This is a genomic window from Paraburkholderia sp. GAS33, assembly GCF_050436645.1.
GTDB lineage: Bacteria > Pseudomonadota > Gammaproteobacteria > Burkholderiales > Burkholderiaceae > Paraburkholderia > Paraburkholderia phenazinium_B.
Genome location: NZ_JBNDMP010000003.1, coordinates 319,136 through 342,208, shown reverse-complemented (window position 1 = coordinate 342,208; position 23,073 = coordinate 319,136). Strand labels below are relative to the sequence as shown.

The 23,073-nt window shown below is 63.3% G+C and carries 19 protein-coding genes; 7 read left to right on the top strand and 12 right to left on the bottom strand.

All coding sequences use genetic code 11. The annotated features are described in order from the left end of the window. Positions 1-31: 31 nt before the first annotated feature. Entirely contained in the window at positions 32-328 is a 297-nt protein-coding gene (locus P3T24_RS11745) for an acylphosphatase (protein WP_429287405.1), read from the bottom strand. 155 nt (positions 329-483) lie between these two features. Between P3T24_RS11745 and hpnA the strand changes: the two genes are divergently transcribed. Continuing rightward, positions 484-1,494: a hopanoid-associated sugar epimerase gene (gene hpnA, locus P3T24_RS11740; protein WP_074266933.1), complete on the top strand. Its 1,011-nt coding sequence runs from the start codon at positions 484-486 to the stop codon at positions 1,492-1,494. Between the two features lie 102 nt (positions 1,495-1,596). Then, the gene (locus tag P3T24_RS11735; protein WP_429434694.1) at positions 1,597-2,127 is read left to right on the top strand and encodes a hypothetical protein; all 531 of its coding nucleotides are present in this window, start codon (positions 1,597-1,599) and stop codon (positions 2,125-2,127) included. 88 nt (positions 2,128-2,215) lie between these two features. Here P3T24_RS11735 and P3T24_RS11730 read toward each other — a convergent pair whose 3' ends face one another. Together P3T24_RS11730 and hpnC are read right to left on the bottom strand one after the other, a co-directional pair. Then, positions 2,216-3,391, bottom strand: a complete 1,176-nt coding sequence (locus P3T24_RS11730; protein WP_429287407.1) for a glycosyltransferase — start codon at positions 3,389-3,391, stop codon at positions 2,216-2,218. Beyond that, positions 3,391-4,257 (bottom strand): squalene synthase HpnC, encoded by an 867-nt coding sequence (gene hpnC / locus P3T24_RS11725; protein ID WP_074266930.1) that lies wholly within the window; start codon positions 4,255-4,257, stop codon positions 3,391-3,393. The genes P3T24_RS11730 and hpnC overlap by 1 nt, the downstream gene beginning before the upstream one ends. A gap of 295 nt (positions 4,258-4,552) precedes the next feature. Here hpnC and ispH point away from each other — a divergent pair, with 295 nt between their 5' ends. Next, positions 4,553-5,497, top strand: coding sequence for a 4-hydroxy-3-methylbut-2-enyl diphosphate reductase (ispH, locus tag P3T24_RS11720; RefSeq protein ID WP_074266929.1), 945 nt, complete (start codon positions 4,553-4,555; stop codon positions 5,495-5,497). Between the two features lie 10 nt (positions 5,498-5,507). Then, a complete protein-coding gene (hpnH, locus tag P3T24_RS11715) occupies positions 5,508-6,659 on the top strand; it encodes an adenosyl-hopene transferase HpnH (protein WP_074266928.1) in 1,152 nt (383 codons plus the stop codon). Positions 6,660-7,508: 849 nt separating this feature from the next. Here the strand turns inward: hpnH and P3T24_RS11710 are convergent. Beyond that, complete coding sequence (locus P3T24_RS11710; protein WP_074266926.1) at positions 7,509-8,114, bottom strand: MlaC/ttg2D family ABC transporter substrate-binding protein; 606 nt, start codon at positions 8,112-8,114, stop codon at positions 7,509-7,511. 177 nt (positions 8,115-8,291) lie between these two features. Here P3T24_RS11710 and P3T24_RS11705 point away from each other — a divergent pair, with 177 nt between their 5' ends. Beyond that, on the top strand, positions 8,292-10,919 hold the full coding sequence (locus P3T24_RS11705; RefSeq protein WP_429434692.1) for an MMPL family transporter: 2,628 nt from the start codon (positions 8,292-8,294) through the stop codon (positions 10,917-10,919). Then, entirely contained in the window at positions 10,916-12,022 is a 1,107-nt protein-coding gene (locus tag P3T24_RS11700) for an MlaA family lipoprotein (RefSeq protein WP_429434690.1), read from the top strand. Before P3T24_RS11705 ends, P3T24_RS11700 begins: the two co-directional genes overlap by 4 nt. 149 nt (positions 12,023-12,171) lie before the next feature. Here P3T24_RS11700 and P3T24_RS11695 read toward each other — a convergent pair whose 3' ends face one another. The 8 genes from P3T24_RS11695 to P3T24_RS11660 all read right to left on the bottom strand — a co-directional run bounded on the left by P3T24_RS11695 (position 12,172) and on the right by P3T24_RS11660 (position 19,884). Further along, a complete protein-coding gene (locus P3T24_RS11695) occupies positions 12,172-12,645 on the bottom strand; it encodes an acyl-CoA thioesterase (RefSeq protein WP_429287412.1) in 474 nt (157 codons plus the stop codon). A 132-nt stretch (positions 12,646-12,777) separates the two neighbouring features. Then, entirely contained in the window at positions 12,778-13,437 is a 660-nt protein-coding gene (locus tag P3T24_RS11690) for a phosphorylase (protein ID WP_429435303.1), read from the bottom strand. Positions 13,438-13,522: 85 nt separating this feature from the next. Beyond that, positions 13,523-15,625: a squalene--hopene cyclase gene (gene shc / locus P3T24_RS11685; RefSeq protein ID WP_429434688.1), complete on the bottom strand. Its 2,103-nt coding sequence runs from the start codon at positions 15,623-15,625 to the stop codon at positions 13,523-13,525. Beyond that, entirely contained in the window at positions 15,622-16,899 is a 1,278-nt protein-coding gene (hpnE, locus tag P3T24_RS11680) for a hydroxysqualene dehydroxylase HpnE (RefSeq protein WP_429434686.1), read from the bottom strand. The genes shc and hpnE overlap by 4 nt, the downstream gene beginning before the upstream one ends. Further along, the gene (gene hpnD / locus P3T24_RS11675) at positions 16,899-17,747 is read right to left on the bottom strand and encodes a presqualene diphosphate synthase HpnD (RefSeq protein ID WP_429434684.1); all 849 of its coding nucleotides are present in this window, start codon (positions 17,745-17,747) and stop codon (positions 16,899-16,901) included. Before hpnD ends, hpnE begins: the two co-directional genes overlap by 1 nt. 220 nt (positions 17,748-17,967) lie before the next feature. Next, positions 17,968-18,903 carry a sensor domain-containing diguanylate cyclase gene (locus tag P3T24_RS11670; protein WP_074266918.1) on the bottom strand — a complete coding sequence of 312 codons (936 nt, stop codon included), beginning with the start codon at positions 18,901-18,903 and terminating at the stop codon, positions 17,968-17,970. After that, the gene (locus P3T24_RS11665) at positions 18,900-19,523 is read right to left on the bottom strand and encodes a chemotaxis protein CheC (RefSeq protein WP_074266917.1); all 624 of its coding nucleotides are present in this window, start codon (positions 19,521-19,523) and stop codon (positions 18,900-18,902) included. The genes P3T24_RS11670 and P3T24_RS11665 overlap by 4 nt, the downstream gene beginning before the upstream one ends. After that, entirely contained in the window at positions 19,516-19,884 is a 369-nt protein-coding gene (locus P3T24_RS11660; protein WP_074266916.1) for a response regulator, read from the bottom strand. The genes P3T24_RS11665 and P3T24_RS11660 overlap by 8 nt, the downstream gene beginning before the upstream one ends. A gap of 687 nt (positions 19,885-20,571) precedes the next feature. Between P3T24_RS11660 and P3T24_RS11655 the strand changes: the two genes are divergently transcribed. Beyond that, a complete protein-coding gene (locus tag P3T24_RS11655) occupies positions 20,572-22,839 on the top strand; it encodes an ATP-binding protein (protein ID WP_429434682.1) in 2,268 nt (755 codons plus the stop codon). The last annotated feature ends 234 nt before the right edge of the window (positions 22,840-23,073 follow it).

The following is a 23,073-nucleotide window of genomic DNA, read 5'->3' as shown; positions in this document are numbered from 1 at the left end:
TGGTAACCACCCTTAATCGCGACCGCTCAGCCTAGTGCTGTTCGAATCGCTCGTAGCGCTTTTCCGTTGACCGCTCTTCGCCGGCCACTTCGCTCACGCGGGCGGCCGGCGGCCCATGGCGCAGCCACGAGAGCATCCGGTCGACCTGATTGGCCGTTCCCTGCAAGATGGCTTCGACCGAGCCATCGTCGAGATTCGCCACCCATCCTTTGATACCGAGCGCGTGCGCCTGGCGTACCGTCGCGTGGCGAAAACCCACGCCCTGCACGACGCCGCGCACCCGCACGTAATACGTTTCGATCCGCGAATCCAGATCCGGGCCTGTCATGCCGTCCTCTCAAAGCAAACTTTCAAGCGGGCATTCTAGTCGTCTCGTGGCGAGATTGCTTGCACGGCATCACCCGTAAGAAGTCAGCGCAATGCGACACGCTCTGCACGCGCCACGTACAATCCGACGACCGCCATGCAGGGAATTGAAAAAGAATGATGGATCAGAATCGCGATCTCGTACTCGTCACCGGCGCTTCCGGCTTTGTCGGCTCGGCGGTGGCGCGCATTGCGCAACAGAAAGGTTTCAGGGTGCGCGTGCTGGTGCGCGCCACCAGTCCGCGCCGCAATGTCGAAGCGCTCGATGCCGAAATCGTCGTGGGCGACATGCGCGACGAAGCGTCGATGCGCGCCGCGCTGCGCGGCGTGCGCTATCTGCTACATGTCGCGGCTGACTACCGTTTGTGGGCGCCGGACCCGGGCGAGATCGAACGCTCGAATCTGGAAGGCACCGAGGCGACCATGCGTGCGGCGCTGAAGGAAGGCGTCGAGCGCGTCGTCTACACCAGCAGCGTGGCGACGCTGAAGGTCACGAGCTCCGGCCAGTCGGCCGACGAGACTTCGCCGCTCAAGGCCGAGCAGGCGATCGGTGTGTACAAGCGCAGCAAGGTGCTGGCAGAGCGCGCGGTCGAGCGGATGATTGCCGAAGACGGCCTGCCCGCAGTGATCGTCAATCCTTCGACGCCCATCGGCCCGCGCGACGTGAAACCCACGCCGACCGGGCGCATCATCGTCGAGGCGGCGCTCGGCAAGATTCCGGCTTTCGTGGACACCGGCTTGAACCTCGTGCACGTCGACGACGTCGCCGCCGGCCACTTTCTCGCGCTCGAACGCGGCAAGATTGGCGAGCGCTATATCCTCGGCGGCGAGAACCTGCCGCTGCAGGCGATGCTCGCCGATATCGCCGCGCTCACTGGACGCAAAGCCCCGACCATCAGCCTGCCGCGCTGGCCGCTCTATCCGCTGGCCATGGGCGCCGAAGCGGTGGCGAAAATCACGAAGCGAGAACCGTTTGTGACCGTCGACGGTCTGAAGATGTCGAAGAACAAGATGTACTTCACGTCCGCGAAGGCGGAACGCGAACTCGGTTATCGCGCACGACCTTACCGCGAGGGTCTGGCCGATGCGCTCGAGTGGTTCAGGCAGGCGGGGTATCTGAAGGCGTGAGGCCGGACCCGCACGCACTTTGTTACAACGTCGCGCGACCCGCGGCGGGTTAAAGCCCGCGCGCAACAGGTAAAATCGCGGGTCTTACCAGAGAATCCTCGCATGAACCTTCACGAACAGCTCGGCGCGCTTGAAGTGGGCGTCGCTCAGCTCATTCAGGCTGTCGTGGCCCCGCAGGCCCAGAACATCCCCGAGACACCCGCAGCAAACGCAGCGTCCCAGGCGCCCGCGCCTCAGGCTGAGCAAGTCGCACCAACAGCGGCTTCAGCAAGCGAAGACGCGTCAGCTCAAGAGGCAGTTGCTGAAGAGAAGCCCACTCTTTCAATTGGCCGTCCCGCTCAGAACGTCATCACGATGACGATCGCCGGCAAGACCGTCTCGCTGCATCCCGAGCAGGTGGGTCAGCTGATCGAGGAGCTGGCGAATGCACGCGCTTCGATGACGCCCGAGCCGCCGATGGGCGTGCCAGCCGGCTGGCGCTTCGCATCGACCCGCAACCCGGTCATGGCGGTGCAGAAACAGTCGAACGGTGACCGCCTGCTGATCGTGCGGCATACCGGCCACGGCTGGGTGCCGTTCACGTTCTCGCCGGCTAACGTCATTCAGATGTACGCGCTGCTTACGCAACGGTAAGGTGACAGCGGCGTGAGACGCCTGCCTTGATGCGGCGTGGCGGTGAGCCAACAGGTACCGCCGCGCAGCATCCAGTCCGCTGCTGCGCTCACCGGTCCTGTTGCACCGGCGCCTGCACACGCGCCTTCCACTGACCGCCCTTTCCGCGCCAATAGCGCACGGCCGACGCAAACGTCGCGCCGACATAGAACAGCGCCACCAGCGGCAGGAACGGAGCCCACAGCGGCGAGCGGCCGTAGTAGCGCAGCATCGGCGCATACGCGCAGCACATCGCCGCCCAGGCGAGCCAGGCGGGCCAGTCCAACGGCCCGAGCAAGAGTGCCGCTATGGGCGGGATCAGGTAGATGATCGTCATGCCCGCCAGCGTGCCTGCCAGCAACCATCCCGAGTAGCGCAACTGCGTGAACGCCGTGCGCGCAATCATGTTCCAGATCTCGCCCGAGTTGTCGTAGGGACGCAGCGAGACGCTGCGCGCCGCCACATCCAGCCGGATCGGATGACGCCCCTCACCGCGATGCTTGATACGCGCGGCAAGGCTGCAATCGTCGATCAGTTCGCCGCGGATCGACTCGATACCGCCCGCTTCTTCCAGCGCCGTACGCCGCACCAGCATGCAGCCGCCGGCCGCCGCCGCGGTCTTGTTGCGCGGGTTGTTGACCCACGAGAACGGATACAGCTTGGCGAAGAAAAACACGAAGGCCGGGATTAGCGCCTTCTCCCACAGCGAATCGCAACGCAGCCGCACCATCAGCGAGACCAGGTCGCGCTTCTCCGCATCGGCTCGCGCAACGAGTTGCGTGACGGCGTCGGTGGGGTGGCCGATATCGGCGTCGGTCAGAAGGAGGAAGTCGGCCGGCAGACCCAGCGTGCGCACCGCCTCGATACCCTGCGACTGTGCCCATACCTTGCCGGACCAACCCGGCGGCAGCGGTTTTGCGGTCAGCACCGTGAGACGGTCGGAGCATTGCAACTGGAGTGCGGCCGCGCGGGCGGCGTCGGCGGTGCCGTCGGTGCTGTGGTCATCGACCACGATCACATGGAAAGGACCGGGGTATTCCTGGGCGAGCAGCGTGCCGACCGCCTGCGCGATCACATCTGCTTCATTGCGCGCCGGTACCACGGCAGCGACCGCCGGCCATGCGTCGCGCGGTGCGGTCGCGAGCGGAGCCGCGGGACGCGCGCGCCAGAAGCCGCCGCGGAAAAACAGCAGCACACACCAGATCAGCAGCGAAAGACACGACAGAACGAACAGAACCACCTGCATTACGCGTTGCCCTCAATCGAAGTGGCGCGCACGCTGACGCGCCGGGACAGCCACATCGCGAGCGCGCGCGCCGTGACAACAGACCAGTCGAAGCCATCGAGCGCTGGCCGATGGCGGAACACATCGTAGCCCGCCCGCTCGATGCGCTCCAGAATGCGCAAGCCACCATGGACGATGCCGCAAAGAACGATTCCCGCGCGCCCTGGAATGCGCAGCGCGAGCGGCGCGCCTCGGACCAGCATTGCGCGGGCGTAGGCCACTTCATAAGCCATCAACGCGCGCCACCTATCGTCGACCACGCCGCCGCCGATTTGCGACTCGCTGACATTGAACCGCGCGAGGTCGCTTTGCGGCAGGTAGACGCGGCTATTCTTGAAGTCGATCGCGACGTTCTGCCAGAAATTGATCAAATGGAGCGCCGTGCAGATCGTATCGGAGTCGGCCAGATTCGCCGGGCTCGCAGCGCCGAACAGATGCAGCATCAGATGCCCCACCGGGTGCGCGGAGCGGCGGCAATAGTCGAGCAGAGCCGACCGGTCAGCGAAGCGGGTGGTGTCAATCTCCTGGTCGAGCGCGGCCACGAGATCGTAGAACGGTGCGAGCGGCAGTTTATACTGTGCAACCACGCCAGCGAGCTTGCCGAACAGCAGCGGATGAACCGGCGCCATCCGGCCGCTTGCCACGGCGTCGAGACCGGCCCGGAAGTCGGCGAGGCGCGTGTGACGCTCGGCGGCGCTCCAGTCGCCTTCCTCGGCGATGTCAGCGGCCGTACGGGCCACCTGATAGATCACGCCGACCGGGGTCCGCAACCTCTTCGGCAGCAATGCGCCGGCGATCGGTAAGTTTTCGTAGTGGTCGGCTTCCACGCAACGAGCCTCGAATCCATTCGGTAATGCGGTTGTAAGCATGCACCGCAGGGCCACATAGTTTAAGGGTTCCGCACTGGGACTGCAGCGCGCAAATCTTGCGGCACGGCGCTTACAGCCCACTCGACCCGGCCCTGGCCAGAGCAAAGCAAGCCCGATAGCGTTAGAATGCGCGTTTGGTTTTCGTCTACCGGCTTAACGCTGGTTTAAGACATCAATTAATATCATGGTCGCGGCGACAAAGTCGTTTTTACCGACTTCATCGAAACCAGCGTCAGTCGGAGTTCGGCAGCCTATGCGAGTCATCCTTGCTCAACCCCGTGGCTTTTGTGCGGGGGTGGTCCGGGCGATCGAAATCGTCGATCGCGCGTTGCAGCAACACGGCGCACCGGTCTATGTGCGTCACGAAATCGTCCATAATCGGCACGTGGTCGACAACCTGCGTCAGAAAGGGGCGCGGTTCGTCGAAGAGCTCGATGAGGTGCCGGAAGGCGCCGTGGCGATTTTCAGCGCGCACGGCGTGGCTCAGACCGTCGAGCGCGCCGCGGAGCAACGCGGCCTCGACGTGCTCGACGCCACTTGTCCGCTCGTCACCAAGGTGCACGTGCAGGGGCGTCAATACGTGGGCGCCGGCCGCACGCTGATCCTGATCGGCCACGCGGGCCATCCGGAAGTCGAAGGTACGATTGGCCAGATCCCCGGCAAGGTATTGCTGGTGCAGAGCGAGGCCGAGGTCGCGCACCTGGATCTGCCGCAGGACGCGCCGCTTGCGTATGTGACGCAGACGACGTTGTCGGTGGACGACACGCGCGGCATCATCGACGCGTTGCAGCGGCGCTTCACGAATATTGTGGGTCCGGACACACGGGACATCTGCTACGCGACACAAAACCGCCAGGCGGCGGTGCGCGAGTTGAGCACCCAGGTTGATGTGCTGCTGGTGGTGGGCGCAACGAACAGTTCGAACTCGAACCGGCTGCGCGAGATTGGCAGCGAGACGGGCGTACCGAGCTATCTGGTGGCGGACGGTTCGGAAGTGAAGCCGGAGTGGTTTGCGAATGTGCAGACGGTCGGCATCACAGCGGGCGCTTCGGCGCCTGAGGAAATGGTTGAAAACGTAATCGATGCGCTGCGCGCATTGGGGCCTGTCGACGTTACGACGATGGCTGGCCGAGAAGAGAAAGTTGAATTCAAGTTGCCGTCGAAGCTGACGCAACCACTCGCCGCACGCGAAGTTTAAGGAGGACACCTTGTCTATTCCGTTGCTCCAGAAAGTCCGGGTTGGCGCATACATCATGCGTCAGCATTTGTCGCGCAATAAGCGCTATCCGCTGGCGCTGATGCTCGAGCCGCTGTTCCGCTGCAACCTTGCCTGCAATGGCTGCGGCAAGATCGACTATCCGGATCCTATTCTGAACCAGCGTCTGTCGCTCGAAGAGTGTCTGGGCGCGGTGGACGAGTGTGGCGCACCGGTCGTTTCCATCGCAGGCGGTGAGCCGCTCCTGCATAAGGAAATGCCGCAGATCGTGAAGGGCATCATCGCGCGCAAGAAATTCGTGTATCTCTGCACGAATGCGCTGCTGATGGAAAAGAAGATGGACGACTACGAGCCGAACCCATACTTCGTGTGGTCGGTGCATCTGGACGGCGACGAGCAGGCGCACGATCACTCGGTGTCGCAAGAGGGCGTGTACGTCAAGGCAGTCGCTGCGATCAAGGAAGCGAAGCGCCGCGGTTTCCGTGTGAACATCAACTGCACGTTGTTCAACGACGCTGTGCCGGAGCGTGTCGCCAAGTTCTTCGATACGGTCAAGGAAATGGGCGTGGACGGCATCACCGTCTCGCCGGGCTACGCGTATGAACGCGCGCCGGACCAACAGCACTTCCTGAACCGCGACAAGACGAAGCATCTGTTCCGCGAGATTTTCAAGCGCGGCAACAACGGCAAGAACTGGTCGTTTAGCCAGTCGGCGATGTTCCTCGATTTCCTGGCCGGGAATCAGACGTATCAGTGCACGCCGTGGGGTAATCCGGCGCGTACGGTGTTTGGCTGGCAGAAGCCGTGCTATCTGGTCGGCGAAGGGTATGTGAAGACCTTCAAGGAACTGATGGAGACGACGGAGTGGGAGAAGTACGGTACGGGTAACTACGAGAAGTGTGCTGACTGCATGGTGCACTGTGGGTTTGAGGCTACCGCCGTCATGGATACGGTTACTCATCCGCTGAAGGCTCTTGGGGTTTCGCTGCGCGGGCCTAAGACTTCAGGCGCGTTTGCCAAGGATCTTCCGCTGGATAAGCAAAGGCCTGCTGAGTTTGTTTTCTCGCGGCATGTCGAGATTAAGCTTGAGGAGATTGGGCGCGCTGGTAAGGGGAAGAAGGTCCAGACTGCTACGGCTCATTAAAGCTGCCCGCTTTGGGGCCCTTCGCGGGGCTTGGTTTTACTGTTTTCCGCTTAGTTGTTGCTTGAAGCGCATCGGGTTTTTGACGGTGCGCTTTTTGCTTTTTTTTGTCGCTCTTTGCGGGGCTTTTTTTGCCTGCGGCGCCTTGGTTTTTTGGTTTTACTGGGGTGTTGGCCTTTCCTTGCTGTCTTATCGGTCTATTAGCGATGCCCCTGTGCGGGGCGGCACTTACTTTCTTTGCCGCCGCAAAGAAAGTAAGCAAAGAAAGCGGGCTTCCAACCGCTAGCCTTTAGGTGTCCACCACTCAAGCTAACCCGGAGCGGTCCGCGCACGCACCGTGCCCTCGCACCACCACACTTAGTGACAAAGCACTCATCCACCCCACTCCGCACTACGTGCGTCGCGGATGGGTTTGCAAAGGAACGCGGGGGTCGCTGGAACGCAAAGAACGCCGCACATTCCGCCGCTCCCGGACGCGAGGTGAAGGAACTTCTCAGCCCACCAAACAGGTCCACCCAACATAGTCAGCATCCCTACAGAGCATGAGAAGGGCGTTATGCCCAACGGCGGGGCGCGTAGCGCGACGCTGGAACGGATGACTGCCTTGTCACTAACGGGGGTGGCGTGAGGGCACATTGCGTGCGCGGACCACTTCGGCTTCATGCCAGTGGTGGACACCTACAGACTGGCGGTTGCAAGCCCGCTTTCTTTGCTTACTTTCTTTGCGGCGGCAAAGAAAGTAAGTGCCGCCCCGCACAGGGGCGAAGCTAATAGACCGATAACAAAGCAAGGAAAGGCCAACACCCGGTAAAACCAAAAAACCAAGGCACCGCAGGCAAAAAAACCAAAGCCCTATCCCGCACTCCGAGCATTATGCTCAGTCAAAAATTTAATAAGCCCGTCAACTCCACCCTTAGCGAGCTGATCTGCAAACTGCGTCTGATAAACCTGAATCAACCAAGCCCCCATCATATCGATGTCGTAAACCTTCCAACCGGAATCGGTCTTCTCCATCCGATACCCAACCGAATCATCCCCGCCATTGCTCAACACGTGCGACTGCACAACAGCATCCTTACCGCCAGCGCCAACATTCGCAGGCGCGAACTTGAACGTCACATCCTGATCCCTTAACTGCGCCAACGAAGCAGCATAAGTCCGCACCAGCAACGTCTGAAACTGCTCGTATAACTGCTTCTGCTGCTCCGGCGATGCCGTCGTCCACGCCTTGCCCACAGCAATCCGCGTCGTACGCTGAAAGTCCGTTGCAGGCACGAAATGTGTTACCACCACCTGGGTGATTTTGCCCATGTCGCCGCCGCGCGCCTGCGGGTCGGCCTTCATCGCGCTGACCGTGCCTTCAACAGCATTCTTTACCACCGCATCAGGCGCGGTTTGCGCAAAAGCCGCGGTGGAAACCACCGCCGCTGCCAGAAAAGCAGACAGATAACGTTTCATAAGCTCATCAGGACAGTAAATATGACCACTGGATGACCCACCGGGCCACGCTGAAAGCCAGTATACCGATTTTGCTGCTTCGTCCGTGCCCCACAACCTGAGCCAATTGGCCCTACGTCGGTATACTTATGCCCTTATGCCAAAAACGCCATCTGTGACAGGGCCCCACTCGCCTACATGCTGAAGTCATCTATCGTCCGCCTCGTCGCCTGGTCGGTCAGCCGCCCGCTGCGCGTCATCCTCATATCGCTCATCCTCGCGGTCCTGAGTAGCTATTACGTCGTCCATCACTTCAAGATCAACACCGACATCAGCCGTCTCGTCGAAACCAACAAGGCCTGGTCGTCCCTCGACGACGCCATGGATAACGCCTTCCCCCAACGCGGCCAGACCGTGCTGGTGGTCGTCGAAGCGCGTGCCCCCGAATTCGCCGATGCCGCTGCAAACGCTCTCACCGACGCGCTGAAAAAGCAGCCCAAGGAATTCGTCGCCGTCACGCAACCGGCCGGCGGTTCGTTCTTCGAGCACGACGGCTTGCTGTTTCTGTCGCTCGACCAGGTCCAGTCCACCACAGGACAACTCGTTCAGTCGCGTCCCCTCGTCAATGCGCTCGCCAAAGATCCCAGTCTGACCGGTCTTGCAGGGGTCCTCACCACCAGCCTGCTGCTGCCGCTTCAGCTCGGCCAGGTCAAGCTCAGCGATATGAGCCATCTGCTCTCGCAAAGCACCACCGTGCTCGACCGTGTGCTCGCCGGCCAGCCCGCTGCCTTCTCGTGGCGCGCGCTGGTCGACAAGGACATCAGCACGAACCCGGCGCGCGCCTTCATCACCGTGCAGCCGGTGGTCAACTACGGTGCGCTCGAACCCGGCGCCCGCGCCTCCGCCGCCATCCGCGCCACGGCCGCGTCGCTCGATCTCAACGCCCGCTATGGCGCGTCGATCCGTCTGACCGGCGAACAACCGCTCTCCGACGAAGAATTGGCCTCAGTGCAAGATGGCGCCGCGCTCAACGGCATCATCACTTTCGTCGTGGTCCTCGTGATCCTGTGGCTCGCGTTGCGCTCGGGCCGGATGATCGTCGCCGTGCTCATCACGCTGTTCGTCGGTCTTGCTATCACCGCCGCGCTCGGCCTGATGATGGTCGGCGCGCTCAACATGATTTCCGTTGCGTTCATGGTGTTGTTCGTCGGGCTTGGGATCGACTTCGGGGTCCAGTTCGGCGTGAAGTACCGCGAGGAGCGCCATCGCGATGACCGGTTGGCCGCCGCCCTCGTCAACACCGCGCATACCATCGGCGTACCGTTGACGCTCGCCGCGGTCGCCGTGGCCGAAGCGTTCTTCTCGTTCCTGCCCACCGCCTACCGCGGCGTGGCGGAGCTGGGGCAGATCGCCGGCGTCGGCATGTTCGTCGCGTATGGGACCAACATGACGCTGTTTCCGGCACTCCTGAAGATTTTCAATCCACCTGGTGAAGTCGCTTCGCCAGGTTTCAAGCAACTGGCACCCGTCGACGATTTCCTCGACCGTCACCGCAAGCCCGTCCTGATCGGCACCCTCGTGGTTGTCGTCGGTGCGATGCCGTTGCTGACTCATCTGCGCTTCGACTTCAACCCGCTGCATCTGAAAGACCCGCATACGGAATCGATGGCGACACTTCTTTCGCTGAAGGATTCGCCCGAGGCCGCCGTCAACAACGTGCACGTACTGACGCCATCGCTCGCGGACGCGGACAAGATCGCGGCGCATCTCAGGACACTGCCGGAGGTGGGCCTTGTCACGACACTGAGCACCTTTATTCCGACCGACCAGTCCCAGAAGCTTCTGCTCATCAATAGCGCAGCGCAGCAGCTGTTGCCCGCCTTGACGCAAACGCCCGCGCCGCCGTCGAGCGATGCGTTGCGCGTTGCCGCCTTGAAGCGAGCGGCCAACCAGCTGTCGCTTGCCGCGGAGGACCATCCCGGTCCCGGTGCGGCCGAGGCCCAGCATCTGTCGACGACGCTGCAAAAGCTTGCCGCCGCAGATGCCGCCACGCGCGACCGCGCAGAAACTGCGATGTCCAGCACGCTGAAGATCGCGTTGCAGCAACTCGCCGAACTGCTGCAGCCGAGCGAAATCACGCGTGCCACCTTGCCGCCCGAAATCTCGCGCGACTGGGTCGCGGCCGACGGCCGCGCGCTGGTTGACATCGCTCCCAAGGTCGCGCCAGGCGCAGACCCAGGTGACGATGCGATGCTGCGACGCTTCGCCCATGCCGTGAAGACGACGGAGCCGGACGCGATCGGCGGGACCATCTCGATCCTGCATTCCGCAGACGTAATCATCAAGGCGTTCCTGGAAGCCGCCGCGTGGGCACTGGTGACCATCACCATCCTGCTATGGCTCGCGTTGCGGCGACTCAGCGACGTGTTGCGCACGCTGATTCCGCTGCTGGTGTCGGCGCTGGTCACGCTTGAATTGTGCGTAGTGTTCGGCATGCCACTCAATTTCGCCAACATCATCGCGTTGCCGCTTATGCTCGGCGTAGGCGTCGCGTTCAAGATCTACTTCGTCATGGCGTGGCGCAACGGACAAACGGGTCTGCTGCAGTCGAGTCTCACGCACGCCGTGATGTTCAGCGCGGCCACTACCGCAACGGCGTTCGGGAGCCTCTGGTTGTCGCATCATCCGGGCACGTCGAGCATGGGGCGGTTGCTCGCACTATCGCTGTTGTGCACACTGATCGGCGCAGTGGTGTTTCAGCCCGTCCTGATGGGTAAGCCGCGCGCGCGTCGCGCATCGAAAGAAAAGCAAGGAATCACCAAATGAAGATGCGAACCACCGCCCTGACCCTGCTCGTTGCGGGTGCGCTTGCAGGGTGCGCGACGGGTCCCGACCGCAAGCCGGGCGACCCGCTGGAACCGATGAACCGGCAGATTTTCAAGTTCAACGATGCGCTCGACCGGACCATCGCGCAGCCCGTTGCAAAGGGCTATCAGAAGGTCACGCCGCAACCGGTCCGTCAGGCGATCAGCAACTTCTTTTCCAATCTCGGCGACCTGGGCAATGCCGCCAACAACCTTCTGCAGTTGAAGATCACGGATGCGACCGAAGACGTCATGCGCTTCGTGATGAACTCGACGTTCGGGATCGGCGGTCTGCTCGACTTTGCCACGCCGGCTGGCTTGCCGAAGCATCATGAGGACTTTGGACTGACGCTTGGCCGCTGGGGCGTGCCGGCGGGTCCGTATCTGGTGCTGCCGTTGTTCGGACCGAGCTCGGTGCGTGACAGTACGGGCTATATCGTCGACTTCCGCTTTAACGTGATCCACTATCTGAAGCCGGCCGTGCGCAATCCGATGTATATCGCGCAGTTCATCAGCGCGCGTGCCGATCTGCTCGGTGCGTCGGACCTGCTGCAGGCTGCCGCGCTCGATAAATATTCGTTCGTTCGCGACGCGTATACGCAGCAGCGCCAGTCGCTATTGCGCGGTTCGAGTTCGACGCCCGCTCCGCTGCCGAACTATGGTGATCCGGGCTCGGACGGTGCGGGCGCGGCGCCGGCAACAGGAGCATCGGGGACGGCGCCTGCTGGTCTGCCGGACTACACCGACCCGGGTGATTCGTCGGCGCCGGCTGCTCCAGCTAATGGTGCTTCGGGCACGGAACCCGCCGGCTTGCCGAACTACACGGATCCAGGTGATTCATCGGCGCCGGCCGCGCCTGCCAATGGCGCATCGGGTGCAGCGCCCGCAGGGGCACCGAATTACACTGACCCAGGTGATTCGTCGGCACCGGCCGCACCCGCCAATGGCGCGTCGGCTCCCGTCGGCGCCAGCGCAGCGAAGGCTGCCACGGCTCCGGCGGCATCTGGCGCGGCAGCCGCAGCAGCAGCTTCCGGTGCCGCCGCGCCGGTTCCGCTGAGGCAATAACTAGTCGCATTCGCCTGGGCAAGGCAAGTGGTTTGTCGCCGTCCTTTCGCCAGCGCTAAACGAAACAGCCCGACCGGCTATCAACGCCGGTCGGGCTGTTTCATTTTTCGCTTCTGGTGACGAGCGTAAGAAGACGCCCCAGCCTGACTTCAATGCATCGTATCGGCTTCGACGCCGGCTGCCGCATCCTCGACGCTCGCCGCCGGCTGGGCCGCCGGAGCCAAACTCGAGCGATAGCGCTCAAACGCCTCATCTGCGAAGCGAATCTGCGTGCGGCCATGCGGAGCCGGCTCGCCGTTTTCGCCGAGATTCACAAACACGATCTTTTCGATCGTCAGGATGCTCTTGCGGGTGATCTTGTTGCGGACTTCAGCGCGCAGCGTGATCGAAGTCCGGCCAAAATGCGTCGCGGTAATGCCCAGTTCGATGATGTCGCCCTGGCGCGCCGAGCTGACAAAGTTGATCTCCGACATGAGCTTGGTCACCACGCGCTGGTTGTCCAGCTGGCAAATGACGTAAATGGCCGCTTCTTCGTCGATCCAGCGCAGCAGGCTGCCACCGAACAGCGTGCCGTTCGGATTCAGATCTTCGGGCTTGACCCATTTTCTGGTGTGGAAATTCATCTGGTATCCCCTTCGTGAGGTGATGCGGGCCGGCATCGCAGCCGGAACCTAGGGTTAATACCTAGATTATACCAAAATTAAGGGTTTTCCCTTATTCCACACGGCAAGGGGGCGCAGACATCTGGCCCCGCTTCACACACCTGGCTGCAACGCTTCGGCCGCACCTAGCGCCTGCCGCGCCTGAACCAGCGCCGTGCGGGCCGCACGGGCGTCGGTCGCTACCCTTAAAAGGGCGCCGAGTTGGGAGGGTTGCTTCAACAGTTCGCGCAGGATTGGCCCAATCGCCGTGCTACCGTCGTCGCGTAAGCCGGCCGTGGCGGCCGAAGGCAACGTGCGCCGCGCCGGATCGACAATCGCCCTGCAGACTGCGAACGGCAGGCCCTGAGCCGCGGCGATGGCGCCCGCGATATGCGATTCCATATCTACAGCGAGCGCGCCGCTGGAGCGATGCAAAGCAGCTTTGTCGTCGGCGCCCGTGAGCGGCGCCATCACGCCAGCCATCAGGCCACGGTGCAGGGTCGCGCCAAGCGGCGTAGCCGCCAGCGCGGCAGCCAGATGCCCGGACCAGAGCGGATCGGTGGGGAAACGCCCGTGCGGACCTTCTACGGCATCCGCCACGATCAGTGCGCCCGGCTCCAGATCCGGCGCGAGGCCGCCCGCCGTACCGAAGCTGATGATGCCCGAGCAACCGCGCGCGAGCGCGGCGCGCAGCGCCCGTTCGAGCAGATCGGCCCGCGCCGCGTACACCACCTCGACGCCCTCGCCACGCACAATGCGCGCCTCGAAAGCCATGCCCGTGACCGCGATCACGGGCAGCCTGCTTCCGCCTGCCTTGGATGAAGAGAACAACTGACTAGAACCAGAAGACGTAGACACACTACATCCCGACCGTAACGCGCGTCAGCCCGTCACGTTTCAGTTGCCGGTAACGCGCCAGTGCCCAGAGCGGGAAGAATTTGCGATAGCCGTGATAGCGCAGATAAAACACACGCGGAAAACCGGTGGCGGTAAAACGGGCTTCATCCCACAGACCGTGTTCGCGCTGCTCGCGCAACAGATACTCGATGCCGCGCGCCACCGCCGGATGTTCGACGCACCCCGCCGCCATCAGCCCGAGCACGCCCCACGCGGTCTGCGACGGCACGCTCGGCGCGCGCTCGTAGCCGCGGTAATCGAGCTTGTAGCTAGTGCCGTCTTCGCCCCAGCCACCGTCGTCGTTCTGGATCGACACGAGCCACTGCGCGGCGCGCTTCATGCGCGGGTCGTCATGCGCCATACCGGCTGCGTTCAGCGAACAGAGCGCAGTCCACGTACCGTAGATGTAGTTCATGCCCCAACGGCCATACCAGCTGCCGTCCGACTCCTGTTCCTTGAGCATGTAGTCATACGCGCGGCGAGCCGGCTCACTGTTGGCCGGCAGTTCACCCAGTTGCGCGAGCATCGACAGACAACGGCCCGACACGTCCGCAGTGGGCGGGTCAAGCAGCGCGCCGTGATCGGAGAACGGAATGTTGTTCAGGTAGTACTGCGTGTTTTCCGGCTCGAATGCGCCCCAGCCGCCGTCGCTGCTCTGCATGCCGACCACCCACTCGCGAGCGCGGGCAATCGCTGCATCATCGACGTTCGACTCCGTGAGCGCCGCCGAGCGCTGCATGGCCATCACCACCACGGCCGTATCGTCGACGTCCGGGTAGTACGCGTTTGCATACTGGAACGCCCAGCCGCCGGGACGCACATCAGGGCGGCGCGAGATCCAGTCGCCGCGCACATCGAGAATCTGCAGCGGACGCAGCCATTGCAGACCGCGCTCGGCGGCCTGCTCGGCACGCGGCTCGCCGGTTTCGAGCAGCGCGTGCGCCACGAGCGAGGTGTCCCACACCGGCGACAGACACGGCTGGCAATATGCTTCGTCATCCTTGATGACGAGAAGCTTGTCGAGCGATTGACGAGCAATCGCTCGGCTCGGATGATCGGCCGGGTAGCCCAGCACGTCGTACATCATTACGGAGTTGGCCATCGCCGGGAAAATCGCGCCGAGTCCGTCCTCGCCATTCAGACGCTCGTCGACGAAGGCAACGGCCGCCTTGACCGCACGCTCGCGCGTGTACTTTGGAAACAGGCCGTCGACCAGGCGAAGCACGTTATCGACGCCGCGGAAGAAGGTGAACCAGCCTTGATGCTGATGCGGGGCACGCGGCAACAGTCCGGTTGTGACGGGCGCGCCGCGGAACAGTTCGTCGATACGCACGCCGCGCGGGTTGCGCGCCACCGGGCGCTTCGCGTTGAGCACGAGCAGCGGCACGATCACGGTACGCGCCCAGTACGACACCTTCGACAGATGGAACGGGAACCACTGCGGCAACAGCATGATCTCGACCGGCATCATTGGCACTGCATACCAGGAGACCACGCCGAACAGCGCGAGCAGGACGCGCGTGAAGACGTTGGACGCTTCTGCGCCGCCGTGCGAGAGAATCGCTTCGCGGGCGCGGCGCATATGATCGGCATCCTCAGGATCGCCAATCATCTTCAGCGCGAAGTACGCCTTCACGCTTGCGCTGACGTCGAGCGCGCCATCCGTGAAGAGCGGCCATCCACCGTTCGACAACTGGATGCGGCGCAGATAGCGCGCGATCTTCTGCTCGAGTTCCACGTTCGGCTCTTCGCCAAGGTAGTGAGTCAGCAGCACATATTCGGCAGGAATCGTCGCGTCGGCTTCGAGTTCATAGACCCAGTGGCCATCGGGGCGCTGCGCCGCGAGAATCGCGTCGGTCGCGCGGGTGACGGCGGCGTCCAGCGTGGTGGCGGACTGTGTAGCGGCACCAACGCCTGCAGTGGCGGTAGCCGCAGCAGCGTCGGGCTCGCTCGCGGGCGAAACAGCGGCCATCCCGGACGCGTCAGGTGAGACGACTGCGTCAGGAGAATCGGCTGAATCGTCTTGATTGGCGCCCGTCGTCTGGGCAAGGGAAAAATCGTTCATCTGCGTTCCATCGGTTCGTTCAGCAGCGTATCCGCGGCCTTCTGGCCGGAGCGGATCGCTCCTTCGATCGTCGCGGGCAAGCCAGTGGCCGTCCAGTCTCCCGCGAGCGTCAGGTTTTTCCAGCGGGTGCGCGTGCCGGGGCGGCGCATTTCTTCGCCCGGTAGCGCGGCAAAGGTTGCGTGGCGTTCGGACACGACCTGCCAGGCCGGCATGGGTTCGAGCGGCAGGCTCGCGGCCTGGGCGACTTCGGCCCAGACCGTCTTCGCAAGCGTTTCGTGCGGGGTGTCGAGCAAGCGGTCGGCACCGCTAATCGTCACCGAAAGACGCCCGTCGAATGCGAACAGCCACTCGGCCGTGCCGTTGAGCAGCCCCATCAGCGGCGGCACCCCGAACGGCGGTTCCACGGCAAAGTGCACGTTGAGCGTCGCGCTAAAGCGCCGCGGCGCCTGCAGACCGGCCACAAGCGTCTGCGCGATATCCGGCGGTACCGCCAGCACCACCGCCGCCTGATCGTCGAGTTCGACGCGCTGATTGCCGTCGACTTCGGCAAACTCCAGCGCGCTCACCCGGCCCGTGTCCGCAAACACAATTTCCTTCAGTTGCGCGCCGAGCCGTATCGCCGCCCCGCCATGCTGCAACAGGCGCAGCGCCGGATCGACGAAGGCGCTGCTCAAGCCATTGCGCGCCAGCAGCGGCCGGCACGCTTGACCACCAGCCGCAAGCGTCTCGCGAACCATCGCGGCGGCCAGTTCGGCGCTCGCCTCGCGCGGCTCGTGGTTGAGCATCAAGCGGAGCAGCGGCCGCAGCAAGCGGTCCCAAAGCACTCCGTCGCAGCGCATGGTCTGCGCCATCGTCCGGCCGGGCTTCGCCAACAGCAGCGGCGCGAGCATCAGATAGTCGCCCGGATGGGTATTGGGCACCCGCGCGGCCTGATCGAAGACCCACAACGGCAAGAGTCCAGCCGACGGACGCACGGTCCAGCGCGCCCGTGTCGCCAGGTCCATGAACGGATATTCGGGCTGAGTGGACCCGACCAGCTCGTCGAACGCGCCAATCGCACGCACGTAATTCAGCGTCGCGTCGTTGCCCGACATCACCAGATGATTGCCACTGTCGATGGTCGCACCGAGCGTCCGATCGTACCAGGAGCGGCAGCGTCCACCCGCCTGCCCGGCCGCGTCGTACAACACGACCTGCGCGCCGCGCCGCTGCAATTGCACGGCGGCGGCCAGACCGGCGAGACCCGCGCCGATCACGTGGACGAGTTTCGGCATCAGAAAAACGCGTACCGGGCGACGATCCACAACAGACGCGCCTTAGGCTTGCTGACCTTGGTGCGCGGCAGATCGAAGCCGCGTTCAGCGGTGCGATCGAGTAGACAGCGATAGACCCCGGACATGATGCGCGGGGCGCGAACGTGATTGCGCGGCGAGGCGTCCATGATCGCGTCGGCCTGGGCGAAATGCTCGCGCGCGCGCTTCACCAGCTTGCAGCAGACGCGCGGCAGCGAAGGATCGTCGGCAATAATCGCGGGCGTCGTCGTGGCGATACCTTCGAGCGCGAGCAGTTCGCGCGGCAGATAGCAGCGGTTGATGTCCGCGTCTTCGTCGATATCGCGCAGGATGTTGGTCAGCTGCAGCGCCCGGCCCAGGTGATGCGCCAGCTGGCGCCCGGGCTCTTCCTGCATCCCGAAGATCCTCACCGACAGACGCCCCGCGGCGCTTGCGACACGGTCGCAATACAGGTCGAGGGTGTCGTCGTCCGGCGCGCAGATGTCTTCGGCGGCATCCATCGCCATACCGTCGATCATGGCGTGGAAATCTTCGCGTTGCAGGTGAAACGTGTGGATGTGCCGCGTCAACGCGCGCAACGAAGCGCGCGGCGCGCCGGCATAGCACGCGTCGATATCGGCGCGCCAGCGCTCGAGTCCAGCCGAGCGCTCGGCGCGCGGCAGGTCGCTATCGGCGATATCGTCGACAGCGCGGCAAAAAGCGTAGACCTGATACATCGCGTCGCGCTGCGCCGCTGGCAGGATGCGCATCGCGAGGTAAAACGAGCTGCCTGACGTGGCGGCAGCGGCGTCGGTTTCAGTATCGTCCACGACAAGATTGGAAACAGCCAAGACGATCTCCGCTGAGGGGCCCTCTGGAGGCGGTCAAGAAATCGGAAGCGTGCCCGCCCAGAGGGCAGGCCGCGCGCGCGGACACGCGCGATAACACCGGCAAGGGATACCGGAAACGGCGAAAAGTATAACAATCTTTGCGAGACGGCGCAGTTTGAGGGCGCAATCGGCCAATCTTGCGGATGACAAGGCAGCGCGGAGGCAGGCCGCGCCAGACCGGTCAGATAAAGGCGACCGAGCGGTTGCGGCCCTGACGCTTGGCGCTGTAGAGCGCGGCGTCGGCTTCGTTGATCAGCACGTCATAGTTCGGCACGCCGACCCGCGCCGATGCACCGCCGACGCTCGCCGTCACCGGTACCTGGGCGCCCTGCACCTCGACCGGCTCGTCGCCAATCGTATGACGGATTTTCTCGGCCACCTGCATCGCGTCTTCGAGCGGCGTGCATGGCAGGAGCAACGCGAATTCCTCGCCGCCGAAGCGGCCGAACGTATCCTGCACTCGCACCACCTGCGCGACCCGTTGCGCCATCTCGCGCAGTACCGTGTCGCCGACGCCGTGGCCGAACTGGTCGTTGATCTTCTTGAAGTGGTCCAGATCGAACAGCAGCAACGACATATCGCCGCCGTAGCGCTGCCAGCGCGTGTACTCGTCGCGCAGGCGCGCTTCGAAATAGCGGCGGTTCGCGATGCCGGTCAGGCCGTCGCGGTCCGCGTACTCCTGCAGCTTGGCAACCGCCTCTTCACGCTCGCGCTGCACGATGCTCACATGCGTTACATCGGAGATGGTCACGCACACGGCCACCACCTCGCGGTCGCGCGTGAGCGGCATAAAGGTGCAGTCCTGCTGCATGAAATCGACGCCGCCGGTAATGGGCCGGTCGTGGTCGAACTTGAACAGATAGGGCCGCTGCTCCCATGAACTGAACGCGAAGCTGCCGAGCTGGAACACGCTCTCCAGCTTGCGGGTCAGCCACACGCGGGGCAACTCGGGAAAATTGGCGAAAATCGACTTGCCGACCACCTTCTCGGCCGATAAACCGCTGTGATCCTGCATGAAACGGTTCCACATCAGCACGTTCATATCGCGATCAAGCACGAAAATTCCGAAACCGACGCGTTCGACAACGAGATCGCTTAGCGAAGCGGAGACATTCATAGACTGGACAGCAACGCGTCGAGCGCGTCATTCATGTGCACGATGGACTCTTCGGCCATCAGCATGACAAGGTGGGCGCGGAAACTCTGGTCTTCGAGCGCGAAGTTGACTTCGACCAGCAACGCGACTTCCCAGCCGAGCAAACCGGGCTGAAACACGTCCTCGAGCGACATCGACTCGCCGAGCAGACCCGGCGCCGAAAATACCGGCGTGCGGCCAAGCTGCTCGAGGATGCACGAAACGCAAGCGCCGATCAGCACATTGGCGACGTCGAAGATCACTTCCTGCTGGCTGACGGCCTCGTAGGCCGAACGTGGATACGGGTCATTCACCAGCGCGCACAGCTGGTCGATGCTGCCGCTGCGGCAAATGACCAGGGCCTCGCCCTTGATGTCGGAGCGGAAACCCTGGCGCACGGCGCTCACGGTCTCCTGAATGCCGGTCATCTTGCGCAGCGCCGCAGCCGCGTCGCTTACCTCGACCACCTGCACGCGCGGCACGGACAGCTCGATAAACGTATCGAGCAGGCGTGCGAGCCGCGTCGCGGCCTGGCCCATCGCAAGGTTCGCAACTTCCTGCAGCGCGTCGCGCCGATCTTCGTTGAGGACTGGCTCACTCATACAACCCGTACTCCTTGAGGATGGGTAGTACTGCCTCGGGAGTGACGGGCTTGGCGATGAAGGCAATGGCGCCCAGGCTGCGCACGCGCGCCTGGGCCATCGGCTGCACATCGGCCGACACGACGATCACGAACGTGTTCAGGTCCTCATGCTGCAGCGCCTCCAACACCTGATAGCCGGTCATGTCCGGCATCGTCAGGTCGAGGAACATCACGGACGCCTTGCCTTCGCGATACAGCGAGAGCGCTTCGCGCCCATTGGATGCGTAGCTGACGTCCACATCCCACTGCGGCGGCAGCGCCTTTGTGAGCACCTTGCGGGCAAGCAACGAATCGTCGGCGATCACAATGGGCAATGACATGGCGGGAGGGTGAAAACGGAATGGGCTCGGTCGGATTAACGGCCTGGATCAAAGTTTCTTTAGCGGCCCGGACACAGACCGGCCGAAGCATGCCTCGACGCGAGCGGGACTACCAATTGCGTGAATGACGAACAGCAAGGGACGGCACACGCAGTTGCGCGTGCGATGGGAACGATGCGGATGCGCGCGTGCGCACGCGGGACGATAGCGATGACCGGCATGTTCGAGCCTACCCCAAAGGTGGTTCTGCGCGGCCGAATGGATGAAGGCGTACCCCAGCCTGTCGCGCGCGTTTCCGCGAACTCCCTCCGTCACGCTAGCAATGCGTTCTCGGGCTGGCCCTCGCGGCAAAGACGTCCGAGCATGGCGGACGCACTTTTTATCGTGGCAGGATTCTTAAATTATTCCAGCGAAAAGGCAACTCGCCAATATGGATTTAACGAACAGAAATCACTCACCATATGACAGTTTGTGGGTTTTATGTATCCTCAAACGCAAGCTATGACCCGTTTATGCTTTTGTGTACGTTTGCGCTTCCGGATTCTTCGCTGTTTGGAGAAAAAACTTTCGCATCATTCCCGAGGTCTATTGTTACCGGTTTCGACAATCCTTCCCGGCAAATTCCGGGTTCTCGTATGATGGTAGGCGTAAGGTTTTCCGTCCCAGACGACAGTAGCGGTATTAAAGATGACATCCGACCGGTCCGACCCGCGCGACGCGAGTCGCCTCTCCGCTGAACGCGAAGACGAGGCGCTGTTCCCGGTCGTCCCGGAGCAGAATTTCCACGTCCGGCGCATGACGCTGATCGCCCTGCTGATCGCGGCGATCGTGCTACCGTGCGTCTACGTAGCGGCCATGGCCGTCAGCGATCTGCACGCCCGTGAAGCCGACGCGACCGATCTGACGGTGCACACGGTGCGCGTCGGAGAAGAACACGCGCTGAAAGTGTTCGACATGAACGAAGCGCTCGACGCGCGCGTCGTCGATCTGGTGCAGGGCCTCGACGACAACGGTATTCGCGCGGACGAAGCGCAGATCCATGACAAGCTACGCACCATGGGCGGCGGTTACCCCCAGGTCGCAGCGGTGTCGATTTTCGGCGAGGACGGCTCGCTCCTCGCGAGCAGCCGGTTCAATCCGCCCCCAGCCGTGTCGATCGCTAACCGCGACGACTTCACCGGCATTCGCGACGGCAAGGTACTCGAACACGTCTCGAAGGATATGGTCGGCCAGGTTGCCGGCGAAAGTGTGTTCAACACGGGCGTCGCGCGGCGCAACGCTGACGGCGGCTTCGCCGGGGTGGTCTCGGTCGCCTTGCGGCCGGGCTACTTCATCGCCTTCTATCAGGAACTGCTCGGCGGCACCAATACGCCGATGACCATGAGCCTGACCCGCGCCGACGGCTCGGTTCTCGCCCATTACCCGCCGGCGCCTGGCCAGCCGACCATGATCACGCCCCACACGCAGCTCAGCCAGGCCTTAGCTCAAGGCAGCCACGCCGGGGTGGTCCGGCTGCACTCGGTGTTCGCCAACGACAACCTGATCGTGGCGTACCGGCGCGTCGGCGCTTATCCGGTCTACGTGTCGTGCGGCTACCGCACGTCGGCGATCTGGGCGGCCTGGTACCGCCATCTGAGTGTCCTGATCCTGTCGATGTTCACGCCATCCATCGTGCTGTGGTGCGTGATCTGGTTGTCGCTGCGGCGTCTCGGTGCGGAAGAGGAAGCGTGGGAGCGCTGGCAGGCCGAGGCTTCGATGCGGCGCTCGATCGAATCTGCCTACCGGCAGTCGCGCAAGATGGAAGCGCTCGGCAATCTGGTGGGCAGCGTCGCGCACGACTTCAACAACCTGCTGATGATCGTCTCGGCGAATGTGCAGATCGCGCGGCGGCGCGGCGCGCCCGGGCTCGATCGCGAGCTCTCCGCCATCGAGCGGGCGCTCAAGAGCGGTCAGTCGCTCACGCGCCAGCTGCTCGGCGTGGCGCGCAAGCAGCCGTTGCGCAACGAGACGCTCGCCGTCGAGCGCTGGCTGCCGGCCTGTCGCGAATTGCTGCGCGCGTCGCTGGGTGCAAAAGTTTCGCTCGTGATGGACATCGGCACCGACGTCTGGCCGATGCGCGTGGACGTCGCAGAACTCGAACTGGCGCTGATCAATCTCGCCGTCAACGCGCGCGACGCCATGCCCAACGGCGGCCGCTTCACCGTCCGGGCAGCCAACATTACCTTCCGTCATGAAGACGGCTTTCCGCTGACGGGCGATTTCGTGCAACTCTCGCTCGAAGATACCGGTGTCGGCATGCCGCCGGACGTACTCGCCCGGGCCTTTGAGCCGCTCTTCACGACCAAGCCGAAAGGCATGGGCACCGGCTTGGGCTTGCCGCAGGTGTTCGCATTTTGCGAGCGCTCGGGCGGCCTCGCCGCGATCGACAGCGCGATCGGCGCGGGCACCTCGGTGCGGCTGTACCTGCCGCGCGCCGCGGCGCTGCCGGAGGTCGAACGCCCCGTCGAGCCGAACGTCGAAGACACGGGCACGCCGCAAGGCTTGCGCATCCTGCTGGTCGAAGACAACGACGAGGTCGCCGCCGGCACCGAAGCCTTACTGCAGATGATGGGCCACCAGGTCACCTGCGTGTTCAACGCGGATACCGCGCTGCGCCTGTTCGACGAAGTGCACGCCAGGCAGAAACGCACCGGCGATCCGCTGCCGTTCGACCTGGTGATCTCCGACATCCATATGCCCGGTACGACCAACGGTATCGACCTGGCCGAAGCGGTTCAGGCCTTCGAAACTCGCCTGCCAGTCATTCTCGTGACCGGTTATGCGGAAGAACTCGACCGCGCACGACATGTCGACGTTCGGGTACTGTCCAAACCGTTCGATATCGCCCTCCTCGACAAGCTGCTGCAGGATATCCAGCACGATCTGGCACAGAACAGTGCGCATTCCGCGAATTGACCGTGATACGGCGGGTTCCGACGCTGGGTACGCCGGACTTTGAATTTTCGGCAGCGCAGCACGCACGGCCCGAATTACCAGTTGTTGTAAAAGAAGCGCCTTGCCAGGCTGCCGGCCTCCGCCTCTAACTCTCTAACCCACGTGGCACATGGCTGTGCAGACGCGCCGCCTGACGCTGAGTGAGGGTCCGGCACGATCGTTGCGCGTCTCGACCAGTAGAAGGCTCCGCGCTAT

Coding starts and splice junctions, on each gene's coding strand:
- P3T24_RS11745 (WP_429287405.1), bottom strand. CDS start 328: ATGACAGGCCCGGATCTGGATTCGCGGATCGAAACGTATTACGTGCGG.
- hpnA (WP_074266933.1), top strand. CDS start 484: ATGATGGATCAGAATCGCGATCTCGTACTCGTCACCGGCGCTTCCGGC.
- P3T24_RS11735 (WP_429434694.1), top strand. CDS start 1,597: ATGAACCTTCACGAACAGCTCGGCGCGCTTGAAGTGGGCGTCGCTCAG.
- P3T24_RS11730 (WP_429287407.1), bottom strand. CDS start 3,391: ATGCAGGTGGTTCTGTTCGTTCTGTCGTGTCTTTCGCTGCTGATCTGG.
- ispH (WP_074266929.1), top strand. CDS start 4,553: ATGCGAGTCATCCTTGCTCAACCCCGTGGCTTTTGTGCGGGGGTGGTC.
- P3T24_RS11710 (WP_074266926.1), bottom strand. CDS start 8,114: ATGAAACGTTATCTGTCTGCTTTTCTGGCAGCGGCGGTGGTTTCCACC.
- P3T24_RS11705 (WP_429434692.1), top strand. CDS start 8,292: ATGCTGAAGTCATCTATCGTCCGCCTCGTCGCCTGGTCGGTCAGCCGC.
- P3T24_RS11700 (WP_429434690.1), top strand. CDS start 10,916: ATGAAGATGCGAACCACCGCCCTGACCCTGCTCGTTGCGGGTGCGCTT.
- P3T24_RS11695 (WP_429287412.1), bottom strand. CDS start 12,645: ATGAATTTCCACACCAGAAAATGGGTCAAGCCCGAAGATCTGAATCCG.
- P3T24_RS11690 (WP_429435303.1), bottom strand. CDS start 13,437: ATGGCTTTCGAGGCGCGCATTGTGCGTGGCGAGGGCGTCGAGGTGGTG.
- shc (WP_429434688.1), bottom strand. CDS start 15,625: ATGAACGATTTTTCCCTTGCCCAGACGACGGGCGCCAATCAAGACGAT.
- hpnE (WP_429434686.1), bottom strand. CDS start 16,899: ATGCCGAAACTCGTCCACGTGATCGGCGCGGGTCTCGCCGGTCTGGCC.
- P3T24_RS11670 (WP_074266918.1), bottom strand. CDS start 18,903: ATGAATGTCTCCGCTTCGCTAAGCGATCTCGTTGTCGAACGCGTCGGT.
- P3T24_RS11665 (WP_074266917.1), bottom strand. CDS start 19,523: ATGAGTGAGCCAGTCCTCAACGAAGATCGGCGCGACGCGCTGCAGGAA.
- P3T24_RS11660 (WP_074266916.1), bottom strand. CDS start 19,884: ATGTCATTGCCCATTGTGATCGCCGACGATTCGTTGCTTGCCCGCAAG.
- P3T24_RS11655 (WP_429434682.1), top strand. CDS start 20,572: ATGACATCCGACCGGTCCGACCCGCGCGACGCGAGTCGCCTCTCCGCT.